This window comes from Halogeometricum sp. S3BR5-2 (genome assembly GCF_031624635.1).
Classification (GTDB): Archaea; Halobacteriota; Halobacteria; order Halobacteriales; family Haloferacaceae; genus Halogeometricum; species Halogeometricum luteum.
The window spans coordinates 551,121-569,795 of record NZ_JAMQOQ010000002.1 but is presented as its reverse complement, the minus strand read 5'-3'; the positions used below and the strand labels follow the sequence as shown (position 1 = coordinate 569,795).

Here is an 18,675-nt window from a genome sequence, read left to right as displayed (position 1 = left end):
TCCTAAAGACGTTGGCAGTCGGAGAGCACCGGGCCGGCGGGCGCGTCTCGTCTCACTCCTCGCGCTCTCTCCTCGCCTCCCGTCCGAGGTGCTCCTCCACTGCGTCCACTTTGTCCCGGGCCGTCTGCCGGGAGGTCCGCTTGTCGTCTATCTTCAGAAACGTGCTCACCCGGTCGCCGTCGACGGCCTTGTGCGCCGCGCCGACGGCGTCCAGCAGGGTGTCGATGTCCTCGGCTTCGATCACCGTCCCCATCGGGTTCGTCTCGTAGGAGACGTCGAAGTCGTCCAGTGCGGCGACGGCCTTCGCCACCTCGCCGGACATGCTGTCCTCGACGACGGGCGCGACGCTCAGAAGCGCGATGACTGTCATACGCGTCCCGTCGCGCCCGCGGGACAAAACGGTACGCCCGGACGCCGTCAGCGTTTTTCTCTCGGACGGATAGTTCCACTCACATGAACTTGCGACAGTCGTTGACCGACGCGCCGTACGTCGGGCGGACCGTCACGCTCCTCCGGGCGTTGGTCCACGAAGTGCGGGCCGAGAAACTCACGTTCATGGCGGGCAGCATCGCCTACCACGCGTTCGTCTCTCTCCTTCCGCTGTTCTTGCTCCTCCTGGCGCTGGCCGCGGCGACGGGGAATCAGGCGTTGGACGAGAGCGTGCGGACGCTCGCGGGCGTCGTCCTCACCGAGGGGACGCGCGAGGAGTTCTTCGCGGAGATGACGCGGTCCAGCCAGTCGACCGGCGTCTCGCTGTTCGGGGGCGCCGTCCTCCTGTGGGGGACGCTGCGTATCTTCCGCGGCCTCGACACCGCCTTCTCGGACATCTACGAGTCCGAGGCGTCGAACACGCTCGCCGACCAACTCCGCGACAGCGTCCTCGTCCTCGGGACGTTCGGCGTCGTCCTCGTCGTCGGGTCCGTCGTCCACGACGTGGTCGGCTCCGTCTCCTCGCCGATGCTCGGATGGGTCGTCGGCCGCGCGTTCCTGGTCGGCGGACTAGCGCTCGCGCTGTTCCCGATGTACTACGTCTTCCCCGACACGGACGTGGGCGTCGCGGAAATCCTCCCGGGGACGTTCACCGCCGCGGTCGGTCTCACCGTCTTCGAGTCGCTGTTCGACCTGTACACCTCCTACTCCAGCACTTCGCCCGACAGCAGCGTCGTCGCGGGCGTGCTCGTCCTCCTGACGTGGCTGTACTTCAGCGGCCTCGTCGTCCTCCTCGGCGCCGCCGTCAACGCCGTCCTCTCGAACCGCAGCAGCGACGTGAACATCGAACCCGTCTTCGGGGGTATCCCGCCCGAGGCGAAGCGGCACGGGCGGACCGTCTCCCGCGAGGAACTCGTCGACGCAATCGAGCAGTTGGACAAGCGCCTCCACGACGCCGAGGAGGTGGTCGTCGTCGTCGACGACGAGGAGATAGCCGTTCCCGTCCCCGACGAAGTCGTCACCGACACCGACTCGCTCCGCCTCCTGCCGGGCGGTGCGGTGACCGTCGAACTCCGGTGGTCGCCCGCCGAGGAGTGACCGCTCCTAGCGAGGTTAAGCTCTCAGCGGGCGTACATTCCGCATGGCAGCACGAACACGCGCGACGCAACGAACGACCGACACCTCGGCGCACGCCCCCGCGACGGCCCCCCTCCGACTCGCCGTCGTCGACCCCGACCCGACCGTCCGGGACGCGGACCCGACCGCCGGGACCCCCGAGACCAGCGCTACGACCGCCTCGCGGGCCGCCCTTCCCCGCGTCACCCTCCCGAACCGACGCCTCGCGGACGGGTACTTCGGCGAGTCGTACCTCGTCTGGTCCTGCTTGGACTGCGGCGAGACGGGGCCGCTGACGGCGCTCCCGACGTACTGTCCCGACTGCTCGGCCGGCCGCGAGTCGCTCGCGTACCGGGTCGAAGACTGACGCGGAACGCGAACGGTTTTCTCCGAGGACGAGCGAACGAGCGGTGTGTATCTCTCCCACCCGGTCCGACGGATGCGCGAGGACCCCCTCGAAGGCGAGACGGCCGCCCTCGTCGTCGAACTCGACGGCGCCGAGCGCTCGGACTTCGAGGCGGCGCTCGACGACGTAGACGGAACCGTCGAGCGCGAACTGCAACTCGGGTCGCTGCTCGTCTCGGTTCCCGAACCGAACGTCGACGCACTCTGCGAGACGGACGGACTGACGCGCGTGGAGACGGCGGGGACGCTCGGGCTGGCCATCGACGACGGGGAGTAGCGAAACGGCGATATCCGGCGTCGAGACCGACCCGCCGGACCCGCCCTGTCGGAGGCGACGCTCCGAGTCTCGAGGAATCCGCCGAGAGCTACCGTCGGCGTCGCCGGCCGACGCTTCGATGGAAGAGGTGAGAGCGTCCGTCCGCGAGCGACCGCTCAGGGGTCGTTCGATTCGTACCTCACCACGGCCTGTCCGACCGACCCGACCAGCATCAGGAACGACCCGACGATGAAGGCGTAGATGCCGAGGCGCTTCAGCGGTTCGTACAGGAAGAACACGCTCCCGACGAAGAACAGCACGTTTCCGATCAGCCCGAGGCCGAGGTGGACCCATTCGTAGTCGTGAAAAAGCGTTTTCAACGCGTCCGTGAGCATTGTCGTCGTCACCAACTCCTCACCGCGACGTTGCGGAGCCGGATTCAACTTCGTTGTGGCGGAAGCGGGTCGCGCCGGTGCGGTTCGGCGTCGGTCGCGTATCGCCCGCGGCGCGAGTCGGGGTCGGTGCGGAGGGCCGTCGAGAACCCGAAGACGAGTTACCGGCGGAGCGTCGCCGTGCCGACGAACGCGCGCTTCTCGGCGGTGCGGTCGTCGGCGGAACCCGACCGAAGAACACTCGTGCGTTCCGGTGAGCGTGTGGTGAACCATCACGGTGTCGCCCTCCGCCAGCGTATCGCTACCTGACCGCCTCGCGACTGTCCGTCGAGTCGAGACAGACTTGGCGCTCGAAGGGGGAAGAGTCGCAGAGAAGTGCGCCGGCTGGGATTTGAACCCAGGTTGTGACCATGGCAAGGTCACGTGATACCACTACACTACCAGCGCGTGCCGGCGGGTCGCTCCCGCGTCACTCCAACGAACGCGAGGGCAGTACAAATAAGACACGGCTCGTCTCCTCGCGTGCGTATGCGAAACAGATACTGCAAACGACAGGCAGTCGACGTGAACACCGTCGTCGTTGGAGCCAGGTGTTTTATCTTCGCGTGCGCGGGCGCGTAGACACGTTGCCACTCACGAGTACCGCGCCGAGACGAGACTCGGCGCTCGAAGGATGAGTTGCAGAGAAGTGCGCTGGCTGGGATTTGAACCCAGGTTGTGACCATGGCAAGGTCACGTGATACCACTACACTACCAGCGCCCGTCGCGGCGTGCGACTACAATAAATCGTAACGCGAGGTCGATTGATAAGGCTTGCGAAACGTCCCAAATCGAGCGATGGCGTGGGGGTGACACCCACGAAACGGTCGACGGAACGGACGGGTCGGCGGCGCGGACAGTCCGATTAGAAATCCCTAACCACGACGGGCCAAGCGCTATCCGCGCGAGCGGCGTCCAGGTCGGTATGAACTTGGAAACCCGCATCGGCGAACTGTACCGGGACGGCGACGACGACGCGATGAAGCAGCTGATCCGCGCCGCCATCAGTTGCGGGAAGGGAGCCGAGTACCGGGTCGAACGCGACCGGGTGCACGTCTCGCATCCGGCGTTTTCGGGGAGCCACGACATCGTCCGGGGGCCGGGCGCGTTCGGGCGAGTGCGCGTGGTCCCCCGCGGCGAGTACCGCTTCGTCGGCGGGGACGGCTCGCTGGACGTCGAACTCGACGCGGTGAACTCGAAGGCGGTGCAGTTCGGTCAGACGAAAATCGAGGAGGCGGGGGCGAGCGCGGAGGCGGACGGCGGCCGGAAGGACCGCCCGGCGACGGCGCCGTAGGCGGCACGGCGACGTACCGTCCTCGGTGACGAATCTCACGGACGTTTAACCGCGAAACTCCCGTTCCCGGGAGTGTCACGCCCTCACAACGTCGGCTACGAGTCGCTACCCTTTTACGGAGGCATCCGGTACAAGCGGTACAGTCTAGACGTGACGACGAAGGGACCGGTATGACACTGAGCGTACTCGTGCCGTCTTCCGTCGTCCGAGAAGCCGAGGACAAACGCGAGGCCACTCGCAAACTCGGTTACGTCGCCCGCGCGGCGACGGTGTTTCGGGCGGACCGGCTCGTCGTCTTCCCCGACCGGGAAGGCGAGAACCGGTGGGGAGGCGAGTTCGTCGAGACGGTGTTGCGATACGCCGCCACGCCCCCCTACCTCCGAAAGGAGGTGTGGGGGCACCGCGACGAACTGCAGTACGTCGGTGTCTTACCGCCCCTCCTCGTCTCGTCTACGACCGGCTCCGAATCGAACGGTTCGGGGTCGTTACAACAGGGAATCGTGACCGAGGTCGGACCTGAAGGTCGCGTTCGGGTCAATTGCGGACTGCAACACCCGGTCTCCCTCTACGCTCCGTCCGGTACGGAGCTAGAAGAGGGGGAACGCGTCGCCATCAGGATCTCTTCGCGAGAACCGGTCCGTGCGCGGATCGTGGACGAGCCCGTTCCGGGGTTCTCCATCGCCCGCACGGACCTCGAGGAAGCCATCGGCCGCTCCGACGCGGGCGTCACTATCGCGACGTCCCGGCACGGAGAGCCGCTGACGCTGCCGAGGCTGGCGGAACTCTCCCCGCGAATCGAGCGGGGAGCAACCGTCGCCTTCGGGTCGCCCGGCCGCGGGCTTCCGGACATCCTCGGCGTGGACGCCGAGGAGGTCACAGTCGAACCCGGGGACGGTCCGGGGTTCGACCTCTGGCTCAATACGATTCCGCGACAGGGCAGCGAGGTGGTGCGAACCGAGGAAGCGATGTTCGCCTCCCTCGCGTCCCTGACACTCACGGAGTGAACACATGCCACAACCAAGCAGACCACGTAAGGGTTCGATGGGTTACGGCCCGCGCACGCGTGCGGCCAAGGAGGTCCCACGCATCAAGTCGTGGCCCGACGACGACGGGTCACCGGCGCTGCAAGGGTTCGCCGGCTACAAGGCCGGAATGACCCAAGTGATGATGGTCAACGACGAGTCCAACTCCCCCCGCGAAGGGATGGAGGAGGCCGTCCCCGTGACCGTCGTCGAGACGCCGCCGATGCGCGCCGTCGCCCTTCGAGCCTACGAAGACACGCCGTACGGTACCAAGCCCCTGACCGAAGTGTGGGCGTCGGAGTTCGACGAGAACCTCGACCGAGCACTCGACCTCCCCTCGGAGGACACGTTCGACGACGACGCCGACGACCTGCGCTCCGCGCTCGAAGCGGGCGAGGTCGACGACGTCCGCGTCATCACCCACACCGTCCCGGCAGGGATGAAGAACATCCCCAAGAAGAAGCCCGACATCATGGAGACGCGCGTCGGCGGCGGTTCGCTCGACGAGCGCGTCGACTTCGCCCTCGACCTCGTCGGAGAGGGCGGCGAGCACGCGATGTCGGACGTCTTCCGCGCCGGCGAGTACATGGACGTCGCCGGCGTCACGAAGGGGAAAGGCACGCAGGGCCCCGTCAAGCGATGGGGCGTCCAGAAGCGGAAGGGCAAGCACGCCCGCCAGGGCTGGCGGCGCCGCATCGGTAACCTCGGCCCGTGGAACCCCTCCCGCGTCCGTTCGACCGTCCCGCAACTCGGTCAGACGGGCTACCACCAGCGGACCGAACTCAACAAGCGCCTCGTCGACATCGGCGACGGCGACGAGGCCTCGGTCGACGGCGGCTACGTCGGCTACGGCGAGGTCGACGGTCCGCACGCGCTCGTGAAGGGTTCCCTCCCGGGCCCCGACAAGCGCCTCCTGCGGTTCCGCCCGGCCATCCGGCCGAACGACCAACCGCGCCTCGACCCCGAGGTGCGCTTCGTCTCCACCGCATCGAACCAGGGATAACTCATGCAGGCAACAATCCGAGACCTGAACGGCGACGACGCCGGCACGCTGGACCTCCCCGAGGTCTTCGAGACGGCCTACCGGCCGGACCTCATCAAGCGCGCCGTCCTCGCCGCGCAGGCAAACGGCAAGCAGGCGTACGGAGCAGACCCCTACGCGGGGATGCGCACCCCGGCCGAATCGCTGGGCAGCGGTCGCGGCATGTCTCACGACCCCCGTGAGAACGGCCGCGCTCGCCGCGTTCCCCACGCCGTCAGCGGTCGCAAGGCGCACCCGCCGAAGGCGTCGAAGGAACAGGGCAAGAACATCAACGACAAGGAGCGAAAGCTCGCGGTCCGCTCGGCGCTCGCCGCCACGACGGACCCCGAACTGGTCGCCGAACGCGGCCACCGCTTCGAGGAGGGCCTCGAACTGCCGCTCGTCGTCTCCGACGACTTCGAGGACCTGGTGAAGACCAAGGAGGTCGTCTCGCTGCTCGAAGCGCTCGGCGTCTACGCCGACGTCGAGCACTCCGACGAAAACAAGCGCGTCCGCGCCGGGCAGGGGAAGGCCCGCGGTCGCAAGTACACGCGACCCAAGTCCATCCTCTTCGTCACGAGCTCGGAGCCGTCGAAGGCGGCTCGCAACCTCGCCGGCGTCGACGTCGCCACCGCGGCGAACGTCAGCGCCGAGGAACTGGCGCCCGGCACGCACGCCGGCCGCCTCACGGTGTTCACCGAGAGCGCCATCGAGGAGGTGGCCGACCGATGATTTCCGTCGCACGCACTGCGCGCGACGATCTCACGGTCGTCACCGGAGGTGACGACCGATGAGCGTCGTTCGCCACCCGCTCGTCACCGAGAAGGCGATGAACGAGATGGACTTCGACAACAAGCTCCAGTTCCTCGTCGACCTCGACGCGGCGAAGCCCGAGATAGTCGAGGAGCTCGAATCGCGCTACGAGGTGTCCATCGAGAAGGTCAACACGCAGGTGACGCCGAAGGGCACCAAGAAGGCAACCGTCCGACTCTCCGAGGACGACGACGCGCAGGAAGTCGCGTCGCGAATTGGGGTGTTCTAACAATGGGACGACGAATTCAAGGCCAACGTCGCGGACGCGGCTCGCCCACCTTCCGGGCGCCGTCGCACCGCTACAAGGCCGAACTCTCGCACAAGAACGCACAGGAGGAGACGATCTCCGGCACCATCGTCGACATCGAACACGACCCGGCCCGCAGCGCGCCCGTCGCGGCCGTCGAGTTCGACGACGACGACCAGCGGCTCGTCCTCGCACCCGAGGGCGTCGCGGTCGGCGACACGATTCAGGTCGGCGTCTCCGCGGAGATCAAACCCGGGAACACGCTCCCGCTCGCCGAGATTCCGGAAGGAGTCCCGGTGTGCAACGTGGAGCGGCAGGTCGGCGACGGCGGCAAGTTCGCCCGCGCGTCGGGCACCAGCGCCCAACTGCTGACCCACGACCGGCGCGTCGCCGTCGTGAAGCTCCCGTCCGGCGAGGTCAAGCGCCTCAACCCGCAGTGCCGCGCCACCATCGGCGTGGTCGCCGGCGGCGGCCGGACGGAGAAGCCGTTCGTGAAGGCCGGGAACAAACACCACAAGATGAAGGCGCGAGGCATCAAGTGGCCGCGCGTGCGCGGCGTCGCCATGAACGCGGTGGACCACCCGTTCGGCGGCGGCGGCCGCCAGCACCCCGGCCGCCCGAAGTCCGTCTCGCGCAACGCGCCGCCGGGGCGCAAGGTCGGCGACATCGCCTCCAAGCGCACCGGCCGCGGCGGTAAGGGAGGCAACTGAACATGAGCTCGGAATACCGAACCGGCCGTCAGGGTGAGACGTTCACCTACCGCGGCCACACGCTCGAAGAGCTCCAGGAGATGGAGCTCGACGAGGTCGTCGAACTGCTCCCCGCACGCGTGCGGCGAAGCATCAACAGAGGGCTGACGCTCCAGAAGGAGAAGCTCCTCGAGGAGGTCCGCGAGGCGGACCCCGAGGAGACGGCCAACTCGCCCATCCGGACGCACCTCCGCGACATGCCCATCCTGCCGGTGTTCGTCGAGAAGACGTTCGCCGTCTACAACGGGCAGTCGTTCGAGCGCGTCCGCGTGCAACCCGAGATGATCGGACACTACCTCGGCGAGTTCCAGTTGACCCGAAACTCGGTCGAACACGGTCAGGCCGGCATCGGTGCGACCCGGTCCTCGAAGTTCGTCCCGCTCAAGTAACCCATGGGAATCAACTACAGCGTCGAGGCCGACCCGGACGTCACCGCCAAGGGGATGCTCCGTGACCGGCCCATCAGCCTGAAGCACAGCAAGGCCATCTCGCGCGAGATAAAGGGCATGACCGTCGAGGACGCCGAAGACTACCTCGACGCCGTCATCGAGGGAGAGCGCTCGGTCCCGTTCCGCCAGCACAACACCGGCGTCGGACACCGCTCCGACATCGACGGCTGGGACGCGGGCCGCTACCCCGAGAAGGCGTCGAAGGCGTTCCTCGAACTCCTGCAGAACGTCGCGGCCAACGCCGACGAGGACGGCTTCGACGGCCGTTCGATGGAGATCATGCACGTCGCCGCGCACAAGGTCGGAGAACGACCCGGTCGTAAACCCCGCGCGTTCGGGAGTGCAGACCCATTCAACACCACACTCTGTGACGTCGAACTCATCATCGAGGAGGTCGAGGAGTAATGGCTGACGAACACCAGTTCATCGAGAACGGGCTCCAGCGCTCGCAGATCGACGAGTTCTTCGCGGACGAACTCGGTCGCGCGGGCTACGGCGGCATGGACGTCGCCAAGACGCCGATGGGCACGCAGATAGTGCTCAAGGCGGAGAAGCCCGGGATGGTCATCGGGAAAGGCGGGAAGAACATCCGCAAGGTGACCAAGGAGCTGGAGACGCGCTTCGACCTGGACGACCCGCAGATCGACGTGCAGGAGGTCGACGAACCCGACCTCAACGCGCGCATCGTCGCGGACCGTCTGGCGAACGCGCTGGAACGCGGCTGGTACTTCCGCAAAGCGGGCCACACGACCATCGACCGCATCATGGACGCCGGCGCCCTCGGCGCCGAAATCGTCCTCGCGGGGAAGGTCACGGGCGCCCGCTCGCGCGTGGAGAAGTTCAACCGCGGATACATCAAGCACAACGGCGAACCCGCCCAGTCCATCGTCGACGAGGGCCAGGGCGTCGCCGTGATGAAGCTCGGCACCATCGGCGTGAACGTCAAGATCATCCCGCCGGGAGCCAAGCTTCCCGACGACTTCGAGATCGAAGAGGACGCCGACCCCGAAGCGGTCGAGCAGACCGTCGAGTCCGAGGGCGTCGAGGAACTCCTCGAGGACGAACCCGAGGAGGTCCCGGACGTCTCCGAGGACGACGAGGAGGACGTCGACGTCCCCGACGAGGACCCCACGGAGGTCATCGACGAGGAGATCGTCGAAGAGGTCGTCGAGGAGTCCGGCGACGTGGCCTCGCGCTCCGAGAGCGCGGAGCCCGCTCCGGAAGAAGAGCCCGTCGGCACCGGCGACGTCGAGGACGAAGACGTCTCGCCCGAGGACGACGAGGCCGACGCCAGCGAGGCCGAACTCGACGAGGAGGTCGAGGCGGAAGCCGAGGACCTCGTCGCCGAGATGGAGGAGGCCGACGAGGACGAGGAGGACGAAGCCGATTCGGACTCGGACTCCGATTCCGACTCCGACGACGAAGAAACGGAGGAGTAATACATGGCAATCCTCTACCCCGAAGAGATTCGCGACATGACGCCCGCCGAGCGTGACGCAGAACTCGAGGAACTCGAGACGGAACTGCTCAACGCGAAGGCCGTGCAGGCCGCGGGCGGCGCGCCGGAGAACCCCGGTCGCGTCGGCGAACTGAAGCGGACCATCGCCCGAATCAAGACGATTCAGGGCGAAGAAGGCGACTTCGACGACGAATAACGGAAACCCATGGCACTGACACCCGAGACCCTCACGCGACACGAACTCAACGGCCTCCGAGTGGAGGTCGTCGACGCCGCCAACCCCGACCTCGTCGGGATAGCCGGCCGTGTCGTCGTCGAGACGATGCAGACGCTCCACGTCGACGTCGACGCCTCCGGAGAGGCGTCCGACTCAGACGACGGGGAGACTCGGGTGCTGCAGGTGCCGAAGCAGGGCGCGACCCTGCAGTTCGAGATTCCGTCGCGGGACGACGCTCCCGCACCCACATCCGCACGCGAGCGCACAGATGAAGCCGCCGACGCCGAGAAGGCGTCGGGGACCGCGTCCAAACTTCGGTCGGAAACTGCCGGCAGATTCGAAGCCGGTCAGTCTGGTCGTTGCCAGGGCGTGGCCTACGTTACGGTGGATGGCGCACGTCTGCTCTCACGACCCGCCTTGCGAACAGAGAAGGCAGGTGACACAACATGGCGATAGGACTGAACGTAGAAGAACCGGAGGAGGCCTGCTCCGACGAGAACTGTCCGTTCCACGGCTCCCTTGCCGTTCGCGGACAGACGCTCGAAGGAACGGTCGCCTCCACAGACATGGACAAAACCGTCGTTGTGGAACGCGAATACGACGTTCGCGTTCCCAAGTACGACCGCTACATGAAGCGGCGTAGTCGCATCCCGGCCCACGCACCCCCGTGCGTGGACCTCGCCGAGGGCGACACGGTTCGTATCGCAGAGACCCGACCGCTGTCGAAGACGAAGGCGCACGTCGTCGTCGAGACGCTCGGAGGTGAGGAGTGATGGAGGCGCTGAAGGCCGACGTCACGAAGGGCCTCGCACGAGGCTCGCTCATCACCTGCGCCGACAACACCGGCGCGCGTCAGCTGAAAGTCATCAGCGTGAAGGGCTACTCAGGAACCAAGAACCGACACCCGAAGGCCGGTATCGGCGACCAGGTCACCGTCTCGGTGACCAAGGGGACGCCGGAGATGCGCCGTCAGGTGCTCCAGGCCGTCATCGTTCGCCAGCGGAAATCCATCCGCCGGCCGAACGGGACGCGCGTGAAGTTCGAGGACAACGCTGCCGTCATCATCGACGAGATGGAAGAGCCTCGCGGGACCGAGATCAAGGGTCCCATCGCGCGTGAGGTCGCCGAGCGCTTCGGGAGCATCGCCTCCACGGCGACGATGATAGTCTGAGGTAGAACCGCACATGACCAAACAACCACGCAAACAGCGAAACGAGACGCAGAACGCGCCGCTCCACGAGCGACAGAAGCAGGTCCGCGCGACGCTGTCCGGCGACCTGCGCGACGAGTACGGCCGCCGGAACGTGCGCGTCAACGCCGGCGACACGGTCGAAGTGCTCCGCGGCGACGCCGCGGGCACCGAGGCCGAAGTCGCCCGCGTCGACCTCACGGACGCGGTCGTCTACGTCGAGGACGTCACGGTCGCGAAGGCCGACGGCGAGGAAGTGCCTCGCCCCCTCGACGCCAGCAACGTCCGCGTCGTCGAACTCGACCTCGAGGACGAGCGTCGCGAGGAGCGTCTCCAATCTGACTCCGACTCGGAGGACAACGAATGACGAAGCACCAGAAGCGACTCTCGGCACCGAACTCGTGGCCGATAGAACGCAAAGAGGAGACGTTCACGGTCAAGGCCGACGCCGGTCCGCACGGGAAGGCGGGGGTTCCCCTGCTCATCCTGCTGCGGGACGTGCTCGGCTACGCGGACTCGAAGAAGGAGGCGCGCTACGCGCTCAACCAGGACACCGTGCTCGTCAACGGGGACGCCGTCTCCGACGAGGCCCGTCCCATCGGGATGTTCGACATCCTCGCGTTCACGGAGCGAGAAGAGTACTTCCGCGTCTTCCCCGACGAGGGCGGACGCCTCGCGCTCACGCCCATCGACGCCGAGTCGGCCGACAGCCGCCTCGGAAAGATCGCGGGCAAGCAGAGCGTCAAGGGCGGCGCCACGCAGCTCACGCTGCACGACGGATCGAACGTCCGCGTCGAGGCCGACGACGACCCGGACCAGTACCACTCGAAGGACTCGCTCGTCGTCGACAACGAGACGAAGGAGATCGTCGCGCACTTCCCGTACGAGGAGGGCGCGCTGGTCACCGCCGTCGACGGCACGCACGCCGGCGAGATCGGCGAGGTCACCGAGATCACCGTCACGCCCGGCAGCGGAAACAACTCCGTCACCGTCGAGACGGACGAGTACACGTTCGAGACGGTCGAACAGTACGTCGTCGTCATCGACGAGAACTTCACGGGCGACGCCGACGACGAGGAGACGGTCGAGACCGGAGGTGACGACGAATGAGTGAGAGCGAACCCGAGAACGAGGGCGAGTTCCACGAGATGCGCGAGCCCAAAATCGAGAAGGTCGTCGTCCACATGGGCGTCGGCGAGGGCGGTCGCGAACTCGCGAACGCCGAGGACATCCTCGAAGAGATCACGGGCCAGCAGTCGGTCCAGACGCTCGCGACGCGCGCGGCCACGCAGTTCGGCGCGCGCAAGGGTGACCCCATTGGGACGAAGGTCACGCTCCGCGGCGACAACGCCGTCGAGTTCCTCGAGACGGCGCTGCCGCTTGCGGACATCTCGGACCGGCAGTTCGACGAGACCGGGAACTTCAGCTTCGGCGTCGAAGAGCACACCGAGTTCCCCTCTCAGGAGTACGACCCGCAGATCGGTATCTACGGGCTGGACGTGACGGTCAACCTCGTCCGCCCCGGCTACCGCGTGAAGAAGCGCGACAAGGCGTCGCGCAGCATCCCCTCGGCCCACCGCATGAGCGCCGAGGACGCCATCCCGTTCCTCGAATCGAACTTCGACGTGGACGTGGAGGCCACAGAAGAATGAGCGAATCAGAGACCGAACAGACGGGCGAGCACGCGACACGGCGCACGGGGCAGGAGAACGAGTGCCGTCGCTGCGGCCGCAAACAGGGACTCGTCGGCAAGTACGACATCAACCTGTGCCGGCAGTGCTTCCGCGAGGTCGCCCGCGACATGGGATTCAAGAAGTACAGATAACAATGGCAGGAAACGACCCCCTCTCCAACGCTCTCGCCGGCGTGAACAACGCCGAGAGCGTCGGGCATCTGTCGCACGAGATACAGCCCGCCTCCAACGTCATCGGCTCCGTCCTCGAGGTCTTCTACGACCGCGGGTACGTCGACGGCTTCGAGTTCGTCGACGACGGCAAGGCCGGAACGTTCGAGGTCGAACTGAACGGCGCTATCAACGAATGTGGTGTCGTCAAGCCCCGCTACTCCGCGGGTGCCGACGAGTTCGAGAAGTGGGAGAAGCGATACCTCCCCGCCCGCGACTACGGGACGCTCATCGTCACGACGAGCCACGGCGTCATGAGCCACTACGACGCCCGCGAACAGGGCATCGGTGGCCAAGTAATCGCCTACGTGTACTGAGACAATGAACCGAGTAGAAATCGAAATTCCGGACGACGTCTCTGCCGAGGTCAAGAACCTCGATCTCACCATCGAAGGCCCCAACGGGAGCGTCACGAAGACGCTCTGGTACCCCGCCGTCAGCGTGGCGGTGGAGGACGGTCACATCGTCATCGAGTCCGAGAAGGAGGACGCGAAGACGAACGCGACCGTCGGAACCTTCGAGAGCCACGTGGAGAACATGCTCTACGGCGTCACCGACGGATGGGAGTACAAGATGGAGATCTACTACGCCCACTTCCCGATGCAGGTGAACGTGCAGGGCGACGAGGTCGAAATCGAGAACTTCCTCGGCGAGAAGGCGCCGCGGCACGCGAAGGTCCGCGGCGACACGCAAGTACAGGTCGACGGCGAAGAGGTCACCCTGACGGGCCCCAACAAGGAGGACGTCGGGCAGACCGCCGCCGATATCGAACAGCTCACCCGCGTGAACGACAAGGACACGCGCGTCTTCCAGGACGGCGTGTACATCACGCAGAAACCGGAGAAGGAGACGGTCTAAATGGCTGACGAAGAGATCCAAGAACTCGAAGACATCAGCGGCGTCGGTCCCTCGAAGGCCGATGCGCTCCGCGAGGCCGGCTACGAGTCGGTCGAGGACGTGAAGGCCGCGAGCCAGTCCGAACTGGCCGAGGTCGACGGCGTCGGGAACGCGCTCGCCGCGCGTATCAAAGCCGACGTCGGCGGCCTCGAAGTCTCCGAAGACACCGAAGCGGAAGTCGAAGAGGAGACCGAAGAGCCGGAAGCCGACGAGGAGTCGGACGTGGAGACGGAACTCCAACCCCGCGGGCACGCGGACAAGACGCCCGACCTCGATTCGGACACGGCGGCGGCGCTCGCACAGAAGCACCGCGAGGGCAAGCCCGCCTTCCGGCGACAGGACTACCACAAGAAGAAGCGGACGCCCGAATCGTGGCGCAAGCCCCGCGGCAACCTCTCGAAGCAGCGCCGCGGAATCAAGGGCAAGGGGCCGAAAGTCGAGTCGGGCTACCGCTCGCCGAAGGCCGCCCGCGGCCTCCACCCGTCCGGCTTCGAGGAGGTTCACGTCCACAACGTGAACGACCTCGAGGGCGTCGACGGCGACACCGAGGCCGTCCGAATCGCCTCCTCCGTCGGCGCGCGCAAGCGCGAGCGCATCGAGGAGGAAGCCGAGGACCGACAGATTCGCGTCCTCAACCCCACCTACGTCGAAGTCGAAGTGGAGGGAGACGAATGACCGATCTGAAAGCCCAGCGACGCATGGCCTCCGACGTCCTCGACGTCGGAAAGGGCCGCATCTGGTTCGACCCGGAGGAACAGGCCGAAATCGCGGAAGCAATCACCCGAGAGGACATCCGCGAACTCGCCGACGAGGGAACGATTCGCATCAAAGACGCGAAGAGCAACTCGAAGGGGCGCGCACGCGAGCGCGCCGAGAAGCGTTCCTACGGTCACCGGAAGGGCCCCGGCTCCCGCAAGGGGAAGTCCGGCGGTCGGAAGAGCTCGAAGGACGAATGGGTCAGCCGAATCCGCGCGCAGCGTCGTCGCCTGAAGGAGCTTCGCGACGACGGGCCGCTGACGCCGACGCAGTACCGCGAACTGTACAACAAGGCGTCCGGCGGCGAGTTCGACAGCGTGGACCGGCTCGAAGCGTACGCGCGGAACAACTACAACGTGGAGATAGAATAATGGCGACAGGACCACGCTACAAGGTGCCGATGCGACGTCGCCGCGAAGTCCGGACGGATTACCACCAGAGGTTGCGCCTGCTGAAATCGGGCAAACCCCGCCTCGTTGCTCGCGTGAGCAACAAGCACGTCAGGGCGCAGCTGGTTACCCCCGGACCGAGCGGAGACGAGACCCACGCGGCCGCCTCCTCGGAGGAACTCGCGGAGTACGGCTGGGAAGCCCCCACGGGCAACCTCCCCAGCGCGTACCTCACGGGTTTCCTCGCGGGGACGCGGGCGCTGGAGGCCGGCCTCGAAGAGGCCGTCCTCGATATCGGCCTGAACACGGCGACGCCCGGCAACAAGGTGTTCGCGGTTCAGGAAGGAGCGATTGACGCTGGCCTCGAAATCCCGCACAACGAGTCGGTACTCGCGGACTGGTCGCGTAACCGCGGCGAGCACATCGCCGAGTACGCCGAGCAGCTCGACGAGCCGCTGTACGGCGGCGATTTCGACGCCACGAACCTACCCGAGCACTTCGACGACGTGCTCGAACGACTTCAGGAGGACGCATGAGCCAACGCAACAGCAACGGCTGGGAGCCGCGAACGCGGCTCGGCCGCATGGTACAGGACGGCGACGTCACCTCGATGAAACAGGCGCTGGAGACGGGGCTTCCGCTCAAGGAGCCCGAAATCGTCGACCAGCTCCTGCCCGGACTCGAAGACGAGGTGCTCGACATCAACATGGTTCAGCGCATGACCGACTCCGGTCGGCGCGTGAAGTTCCGTTGTGTCGTCGCCATCGGGAACCGCGACGGGTTCCTCGGCTACGCCGAGGCCCGAGACGACCAGGTCGGTTCGGCCATCCAGAAGGCCATCGACGTGGCGAAACTGAACATCATCGAGGTCGACCGCGGCTCCGGTTCGTGGGAGGACTCCGCCGGCGGCGTGAACTCTCTCACCCGGAAGGCCGAGGGGAAGGCCGGCTCCGTGACGGTCGAAATCATGCCCGCCCCGCAGGGGCTGGGCCTCGCGGCCGCCGAGACGGTCCGGAACATCCTCGAACTGGCCGGCGTGCAGGACGCGTGGACCCGCTCGAACGGGAACACGCGCACGACGGTCAACCTCGCGAAGGCGACGTACAACGCGCTGAAGAACGCCTCGCAGTCGCGCACCCCGCGGCGCGCCCGCGAGAAGCAGCAGGAGGCGAGCGACTGATGCAAGCCATCGTTCAGCTTCGCGGCGACGTGAACATGAGCGAAGCGACCCACGACACGCTGAAGATGCTCAACATCCACAGCGTGAACCACTGCACGTTCGTCCCCGAGACGGACACCTACCGCGGGATGATCACGAAGGTCAACGACTACGTCGCGCACGGCGAACCGAGCGCCGACGTGGTCGAGACGCTCCTGCGGACGCGCGCCGAACCCGAGGAGGGTTCCGCGACGGTCGACGACGACTGGATCGCAGAGCACACCGACTACGACGACGTCTCCGCGCTCGCGGAGGCCGTCGTCGGCGAGGAGACGACGCTGCGCGAGCAGGGTCTCTCCCCCGTGCTTCGCCTGCACCCGCCGCGCGGCGGTCACAAGGGCCAAAAGCACGTCACCAAAGAGGGCGGTCAGCTCGGAAAGCACGAGACCGAGCAGATCGACGAACTCCTGGAGGACATGCGATGACCTCGAAGAAACGACGACAGCGCGGCTCTCGCACGCACGGCGGCGGCACGCACAAGAACCGGCGCGGCGCCGGTCACCGCGGCGGCCGCGGCCGCGCGGGACGGGACAAACACGAGTTCCACAACTACGAACCGCTCGGCAAACACGGCTTCGACCGCCCCGAGAAGGCGAAAGACACCGTCGTCGAGGTCCGCGTCCAGGAACTCGACGAGGACGCGGCGCTGCTCGCGGCCGACGACGTGGCCGAGAAGGACGGCGACGCCTACCACCTCGACGCCCGCGACGTGGCCGAGGACGGCTACGAGGCGGACGTCGTGAAAGTGCTCGGCGGCGGGCAGGTCCGACAGGAACTGCACGTCGTCGCCGACGCGTTCACCGCTGGCGCGGTCGAACTCATCGAAGAAGCCGGCGGCAGCGCCGAACTCTCCGAGCGCGGAGAGGAGGCGCAATCCGAAGAAGATAACTCGGACGACGAGGAAAGCTCCGAAGAGTAACATATGGGATGGAAGGAGGCCGCCGAACCGGTGCTGACGCGGATGCCTGCAGTCGCCCGACCGGAAGGGCACGTCCCGTTCCGCCGAAAACTCGGCTGGACGGCAGGCATCCTCGTGATGTATTTCTTCTTGACGAACGTGACGATGTTCGGACTGCAGACGGGCGGTCCGGGGACCGACTTTTACGGACGGTTCCGGAGCCTGCTCGCGGGTTCGCAGGGGTCGATACTCCAGTTAGGTATCGGTCCCATCGTCACGGCGAGCATCGTGCTGCAACTGCTCGGCGGCGCCGACCTGCTCGGCTTGGACACCGACGACCCGCGTGACCAGGTGCTGTATCAGGGCCTCCAGAAGCTGCTGGTGGTCGTGATGATCTGTCTCACCGGGTTGCCGATGGTGTTCGCCGGCGGCTATCTGCCCGCGAACCAGCAGGTCGCGCAGTCGCTCGGCGTCGGCGTCGGCGGCGTGAAGGGTATCATCTTCGCGCAGATGTTCGTCGGAGGCATCCTCATCCTGTTCATGGACGAGATCGTGAGCAAGTGGGGCGTCGGGTCCGGCGTGGGGCTGTTCATCATCGCGGGCGTCAGCCAGCAGCTCGTCGCCGGGCTGTTCAGCTGGGAGTCGCTCGGCGCCACTTCGGGGCTGTTCCCGACGTGGATCGGCATCCTCACCGGAGCCGTCGACATCGGCTCGCCGCTCTCGCCGGGCGGACTGTCCGACATCTTCCTCGGCCAGGGCCAACTGCTCGCGCTGTTCACGACGCTGCTCATCTTCGGCATCGTCGTGTACGCCGAGAGCGTCCGCGTGGAGATTCCGCTGTCGCACGCCCGCGTGAAGGGCGCCCGCGGCCGCTTCCCGGTGAAGCTCATCTACGCGAGCGTCCTGCCGATGATCCTCGTCCGCGCCCTGCAGGCGAACATCCAGTTCCTCGGGCAGATCCTGAACAACTGGACCGGCCTGCCGGCGTGGGCCGGGACCTACAGTCAGGGACAGGTCACCGGCGGCCTGTTCTACTACCTCGCGCCCATCCAGTCCCGACAGGACTGGATGTGGTTCCTCGGGCTCACCTCCCAGGAACCCGCGCAGATCCTCCTGCGCGTGCTCATCGACCTGACGTTCATGATCGTCGGCGGCGCCATCTTCGCCGTCTTCTGGGTCGAGACGACCGGGATGGGTCCCGAGTCCACCGCACAGCAGATTCAGAACTCCGGGATGCAGATTCCCGGCTTCCGGCGCAACCCGCAGGTGATCGAGAAGGTGATGGAGCGGTACATCCCGCAAGTCACCGTCATCGGCGGCGCTTTGGTCGGACTGCTCGCGGTCACGGCGAACATGCTGGGCACCATCGGTCAGGTCTCCGGAACGGGACTGCTGCTGACGGTCTCCATCACGTACAAACTGTACGAGGAGATCGCAGAGGAGCAGTTGATGGAGATGCATCCGATGATGCGCAACATGTTCGGCGGCTAGACGCCACACTCGCGTTCGATTTTTT

General features: G+C 66.4%; 31 protein-coding genes and 2 tRNA genes. 29 read left to right on the top strand and 4 right to left on the bottom strand.

What is annotated here, in order from left to right:
• Positions 1-52: 52 nt before the first annotated feature.
• The gene (locus NDI79_RS09385; RefSeq protein WP_310928208.1) at positions 53-370 is read right to left on the bottom strand and encodes an MTH1187 family thiamine-binding protein; all 318 of its coding nucleotides are present in this window, start codon (positions 368-370) and stop codon (positions 53-55) included.
• Between the two features lie 83 nt (positions 371-453).
• Between NDI79_RS09385 and NDI79_RS09380 the strand changes: the two genes are divergently transcribed.
• Genes NDI79_RS09380 through NDI79_RS09370 form a run of 3 tightly spaced genes read left to right on the top strand, consistent with a single transcriptional unit; the run spans position 454 to position 2,227 of the window.
• Entirely contained in the window at positions 454-1,527 is a 1,074-nt protein-coding gene (locus NDI79_RS09380) for a YihY/virulence factor BrkB family protein (protein WP_310928207.1), read from the top strand.
• A 43-nt stretch (positions 1,528-1,570) separates the two neighbouring features.
• Entirely contained in the window at positions 1,571-1,912 is a 342-nt protein-coding gene (locus NDI79_RS09375; RefSeq protein ID WP_310928206.1) for a DUF7130 family rubredoxin-like protein, read from the top strand.
• 45 nt (positions 1,913-1,957) lie between these two features.
• The gene (locus tag NDI79_RS09370; protein ID WP_310928205.1) at positions 1,958-2,227 is read left to right on the top strand and encodes a hypothetical protein; all 270 of its coding nucleotides are present in this window, start codon (positions 1,958-1,960) and stop codon (positions 2,225-2,227) included.
• 155 nt (positions 2,228-2,382) lie between these two features.
• On the opposite strand, the gene NDI79_RS09365 is transcribed toward NDI79_RS09370, so the two are convergent.
• The 3 genes from NDI79_RS09365 to NDI79_RS09355 all read right to left on the bottom strand — a co-directional run bounded on the left by NDI79_RS09365 (position 2,383) and on the right by NDI79_RS09355 (position 3,358).
• The gene (locus NDI79_RS09365) at positions 2,383-2,613 is read right to left on the bottom strand and encodes a YrhK family protein (RefSeq protein WP_310928204.1); all 231 of its coding nucleotides are present in this window, start codon (positions 2,611-2,613) and stop codon (positions 2,383-2,385) included.
• A gap of 361 nt (positions 2,614-2,974) precedes the next feature.
• Positions 2,975-3,045, bottom strand: a tRNA-Gly gene (locus tag NDI79_RS09360).
• A 242-nt stretch (positions 3,046-3,287) separates the two neighbouring features.
• Positions 3,288-3,358: transfer RNA gene (locus tag NDI79_RS09355), tRNA-Gly, on the bottom strand.
• A 204-nt stretch (positions 3,359-3,562) separates the two neighbouring features.
• On the opposite strand from NDI79_RS09355, the gene NDI79_RS09350 reads away from it, so the two are divergent.
• The 26 genes from NDI79_RS09350 (at position 3,563) to secY (ending at position 18,650) form a co-directional block, all read left to right on the top strand.
• The gene (locus NDI79_RS09350) at positions 3,563-3,931 is read left to right on the top strand and encodes a hypothetical protein (RefSeq protein WP_310928203.1); all 369 of its coding nucleotides are present in this window, start codon (positions 3,563-3,565) and stop codon (positions 3,929-3,931) included.
• A gap of 170 nt (positions 3,932-4,101) precedes the next feature.
• Positions 4,102-4,935 (top strand): RNA methyltransferase, encoded by an 834-nt coding sequence (locus NDI79_RS09345; protein WP_310928202.1) that lies wholly within the window; start codon positions 4,102-4,104, stop codon positions 4,933-4,935.
• A gap of 4 nt (positions 4,936-4,939) precedes the next feature.
• Positions 4,940-5,956, top strand: coding sequence for a 50S ribosomal protein L3 (locus tag NDI79_RS09340; protein ID WP_310924427.1), 1,017 nt, complete (start codon positions 4,940-4,942; stop codon positions 5,954-5,956).
• 3 nt (positions 5,957-5,959) lie between these two features.
• Positions 5,960-6,706 carry a 50S ribosomal protein L4 gene (gene rpl4p, locus NDI79_RS09335; RefSeq protein ID WP_310928201.1) on the top strand — a complete coding sequence of 249 codons (747 nt, stop codon included), beginning with the start codon at positions 5,960-5,962 and terminating at the stop codon, positions 6,704-6,706.
• A gap of 58 nt (positions 6,707-6,764) precedes the next feature.
• Complete coding sequence (locus tag NDI79_RS09330) at positions 6,765-7,016, top strand: 50S ribosomal protein L23 (protein WP_310924429.1); 252 nt, start codon at positions 6,765-6,767, stop codon at positions 7,014-7,016.
• Positions 7,017-7,018: 2 nt separating this feature from the next.
• Entirely contained in the window at positions 7,019-7,744 is a 726-nt protein-coding gene (locus NDI79_RS09325; RefSeq protein ID WP_310928200.1) for a 50S ribosomal protein L2, read from the top strand.
• Positions 7,745-7,746: 2 nt separating this feature from the next.
• Positions 7,747-8,172, top strand: a complete 426-nt coding sequence (locus tag NDI79_RS09320; RefSeq protein WP_310928199.1) for a 30S ribosomal protein S19 — start codon at positions 7,747-7,749, stop codon at positions 8,170-8,172.
• A 3-nt stretch (positions 8,173-8,175) separates the two neighbouring features.
• Positions 8,176-8,637 carry a 50S ribosomal protein L22 gene (locus NDI79_RS09315; protein WP_310928198.1) on the top strand — a complete coding sequence of 154 codons (462 nt, stop codon included), beginning with the start codon at positions 8,176-8,178 and terminating at the stop codon, positions 8,635-8,637.
• Positions 8,637-9,671 (top strand): 30S ribosomal protein S3, encoded by a 1,035-nt coding sequence (locus NDI79_RS09310; protein WP_310928197.1) that lies wholly within the window; start codon positions 8,637-8,639, stop codon positions 9,669-9,671. Before NDI79_RS09315 ends, NDI79_RS09310 begins: the two co-directional genes overlap by 1 nt.
• 3 nt (positions 9,672-9,674) lie before the next feature.
• Positions 9,675-9,887, top strand: a complete 213-nt coding sequence (rpmC, locus tag NDI79_RS09305) for a 50S ribosomal protein L29 (protein WP_310928196.1) — start codon at positions 9,675-9,677, stop codon at positions 9,885-9,887.
• 9 nt (positions 9,888-9,896) lie between these two features.
• The gene (locus tag NDI79_RS09300; protein ID WP_310928195.1) at positions 9,897-10,364 is read left to right on the top strand and encodes a ribonuclease P protein component 1; all 468 of its coding nucleotides are present in this window, start codon (positions 9,897-9,899) and stop codon (positions 10,362-10,364) included.
• A complete protein-coding gene (locus NDI79_RS09295) occupies positions 10,355-10,681 on the top strand; it encodes a 30S ribosomal protein S17 (RefSeq protein WP_310928194.1) in 327 nt (108 codons plus the stop codon). The genes NDI79_RS09300 and NDI79_RS09295 overlap by 10 nt, the downstream gene beginning before the upstream one ends.
• A complete protein-coding gene (locus NDI79_RS09290) occupies positions 10,681-11,079 on the top strand; it encodes a 50S ribosomal protein L14 (protein WP_310928193.1) in 399 nt (132 codons plus the stop codon). Before NDI79_RS09295 ends, NDI79_RS09290 begins: the two co-directional genes overlap by 1 nt.
• Positions 11,080-11,092: 13 nt before the next feature.
• Complete coding sequence (gene rplX / locus NDI79_RS09285) at positions 11,093-11,464, top strand: 50S ribosomal protein L24 (protein ID WP_310928192.1); 372 nt, start codon at positions 11,093-11,095, stop codon at positions 11,462-11,464.
• On the top strand, positions 11,461-12,207 hold the full coding sequence (locus NDI79_RS09280) for a 30S ribosomal protein S4e (protein WP_310928191.1): 747 nt from the start codon (positions 11,461-11,463) through the stop codon (positions 12,205-12,207). Before rplX ends, NDI79_RS09280 begins: the two co-directional genes overlap by 4 nt.
• Positions 12,204-12,749: a 50S ribosomal protein L5 gene (locus NDI79_RS09275; RefSeq protein WP_310928190.1), complete on the top strand. Its 546-nt coding sequence runs from the start codon at positions 12,204-12,206 to the stop codon at positions 12,747-12,749. Before NDI79_RS09280 ends, NDI79_RS09275 begins: the two co-directional genes overlap by 4 nt.
• Entirely contained in the window at positions 12,746-12,922 is a 177-nt protein-coding gene (locus NDI79_RS09270; protein ID WP_008384724.1) for a 30S ribosomal protein S14, read from the top strand. The genes NDI79_RS09275 and NDI79_RS09270 overlap by 4 nt, the downstream gene beginning before the upstream one ends.
• Before the next feature lie 2 nt (positions 12,923-12,924).
• On the top strand, positions 12,925-13,317 hold the full coding sequence (locus NDI79_RS09265; protein WP_008384722.1) for a 30S ribosomal protein S8: 393 nt from the start codon (positions 12,925-12,927) through the stop codon (positions 13,315-13,317).
• 4 nt (positions 13,318-13,321) lie between these two features.
• Complete coding sequence (locus tag NDI79_RS09260) at positions 13,322-13,858, top strand: 50S ribosomal protein L6 (protein ID WP_310928189.1); 537 nt, start codon at positions 13,322-13,324, stop codon at positions 13,856-13,858.
• Positions 13,859-14,572: a 50S ribosomal protein L32e gene (locus NDI79_RS09255; RefSeq protein WP_310928188.1), complete on the top strand. Its 714-nt coding sequence runs from the start codon at positions 13,859-13,861 to the stop codon at positions 14,570-14,572. It begins immediately after the preceding gene.
• Entirely contained in the window at positions 14,569-15,024 is a 456-nt protein-coding gene (locus tag NDI79_RS09250; protein WP_310928186.1) for a 50S ribosomal protein L19e, read from the top strand. The genes NDI79_RS09255 and NDI79_RS09250 overlap by 4 nt, the downstream gene beginning before the upstream one ends.
• Positions 15,024-15,578: a 50S ribosomal protein L18 gene (locus tag NDI79_RS09245; protein WP_310928185.1), complete on the top strand. Its 555-nt coding sequence runs from the start codon at positions 15,024-15,026 to the stop codon at positions 15,576-15,578. Before NDI79_RS09250 ends, NDI79_RS09245 begins: the two co-directional genes overlap by 1 nt.
• Complete coding sequence (locus tag NDI79_RS09240) at positions 15,575-16,222, top strand: 30S ribosomal protein S5 (protein ID WP_310928184.1); 648 nt, start codon at positions 15,575-15,577, stop codon at positions 16,220-16,222. Before NDI79_RS09245 ends, NDI79_RS09240 begins: the two co-directional genes overlap by 4 nt.
• Positions 16,222-16,686 carry a 50S ribosomal protein L30 gene (locus tag NDI79_RS09235; protein WP_310928183.1) on the top strand — a complete coding sequence of 155 codons (465 nt, stop codon included), beginning with the start codon at positions 16,222-16,224 and terminating at the stop codon, positions 16,684-16,686. The genes NDI79_RS09240 and NDI79_RS09235 overlap by 1 nt, the downstream gene beginning before the upstream one ends.
• Entirely contained in the window at positions 16,683-17,180 is a 498-nt protein-coding gene (locus NDI79_RS09230) for an uL15m family ribosomal protein (RefSeq protein WP_310928182.1), read from the top strand. The genes NDI79_RS09235 and NDI79_RS09230 overlap by 4 nt, the downstream gene beginning before the upstream one ends.
• A gap of 3 nt (positions 17,181-17,183) precedes the next feature.
• A complete protein-coding gene (gene secY / locus NDI79_RS09225) occupies positions 17,184-18,650 on the top strand; it encodes a preprotein translocase subunit SecY (protein WP_310928181.1) in 1,467 nt (488 codons plus the stop codon).
• Positions 18,651-18,675 lie beyond the last annotated feature (25 nt).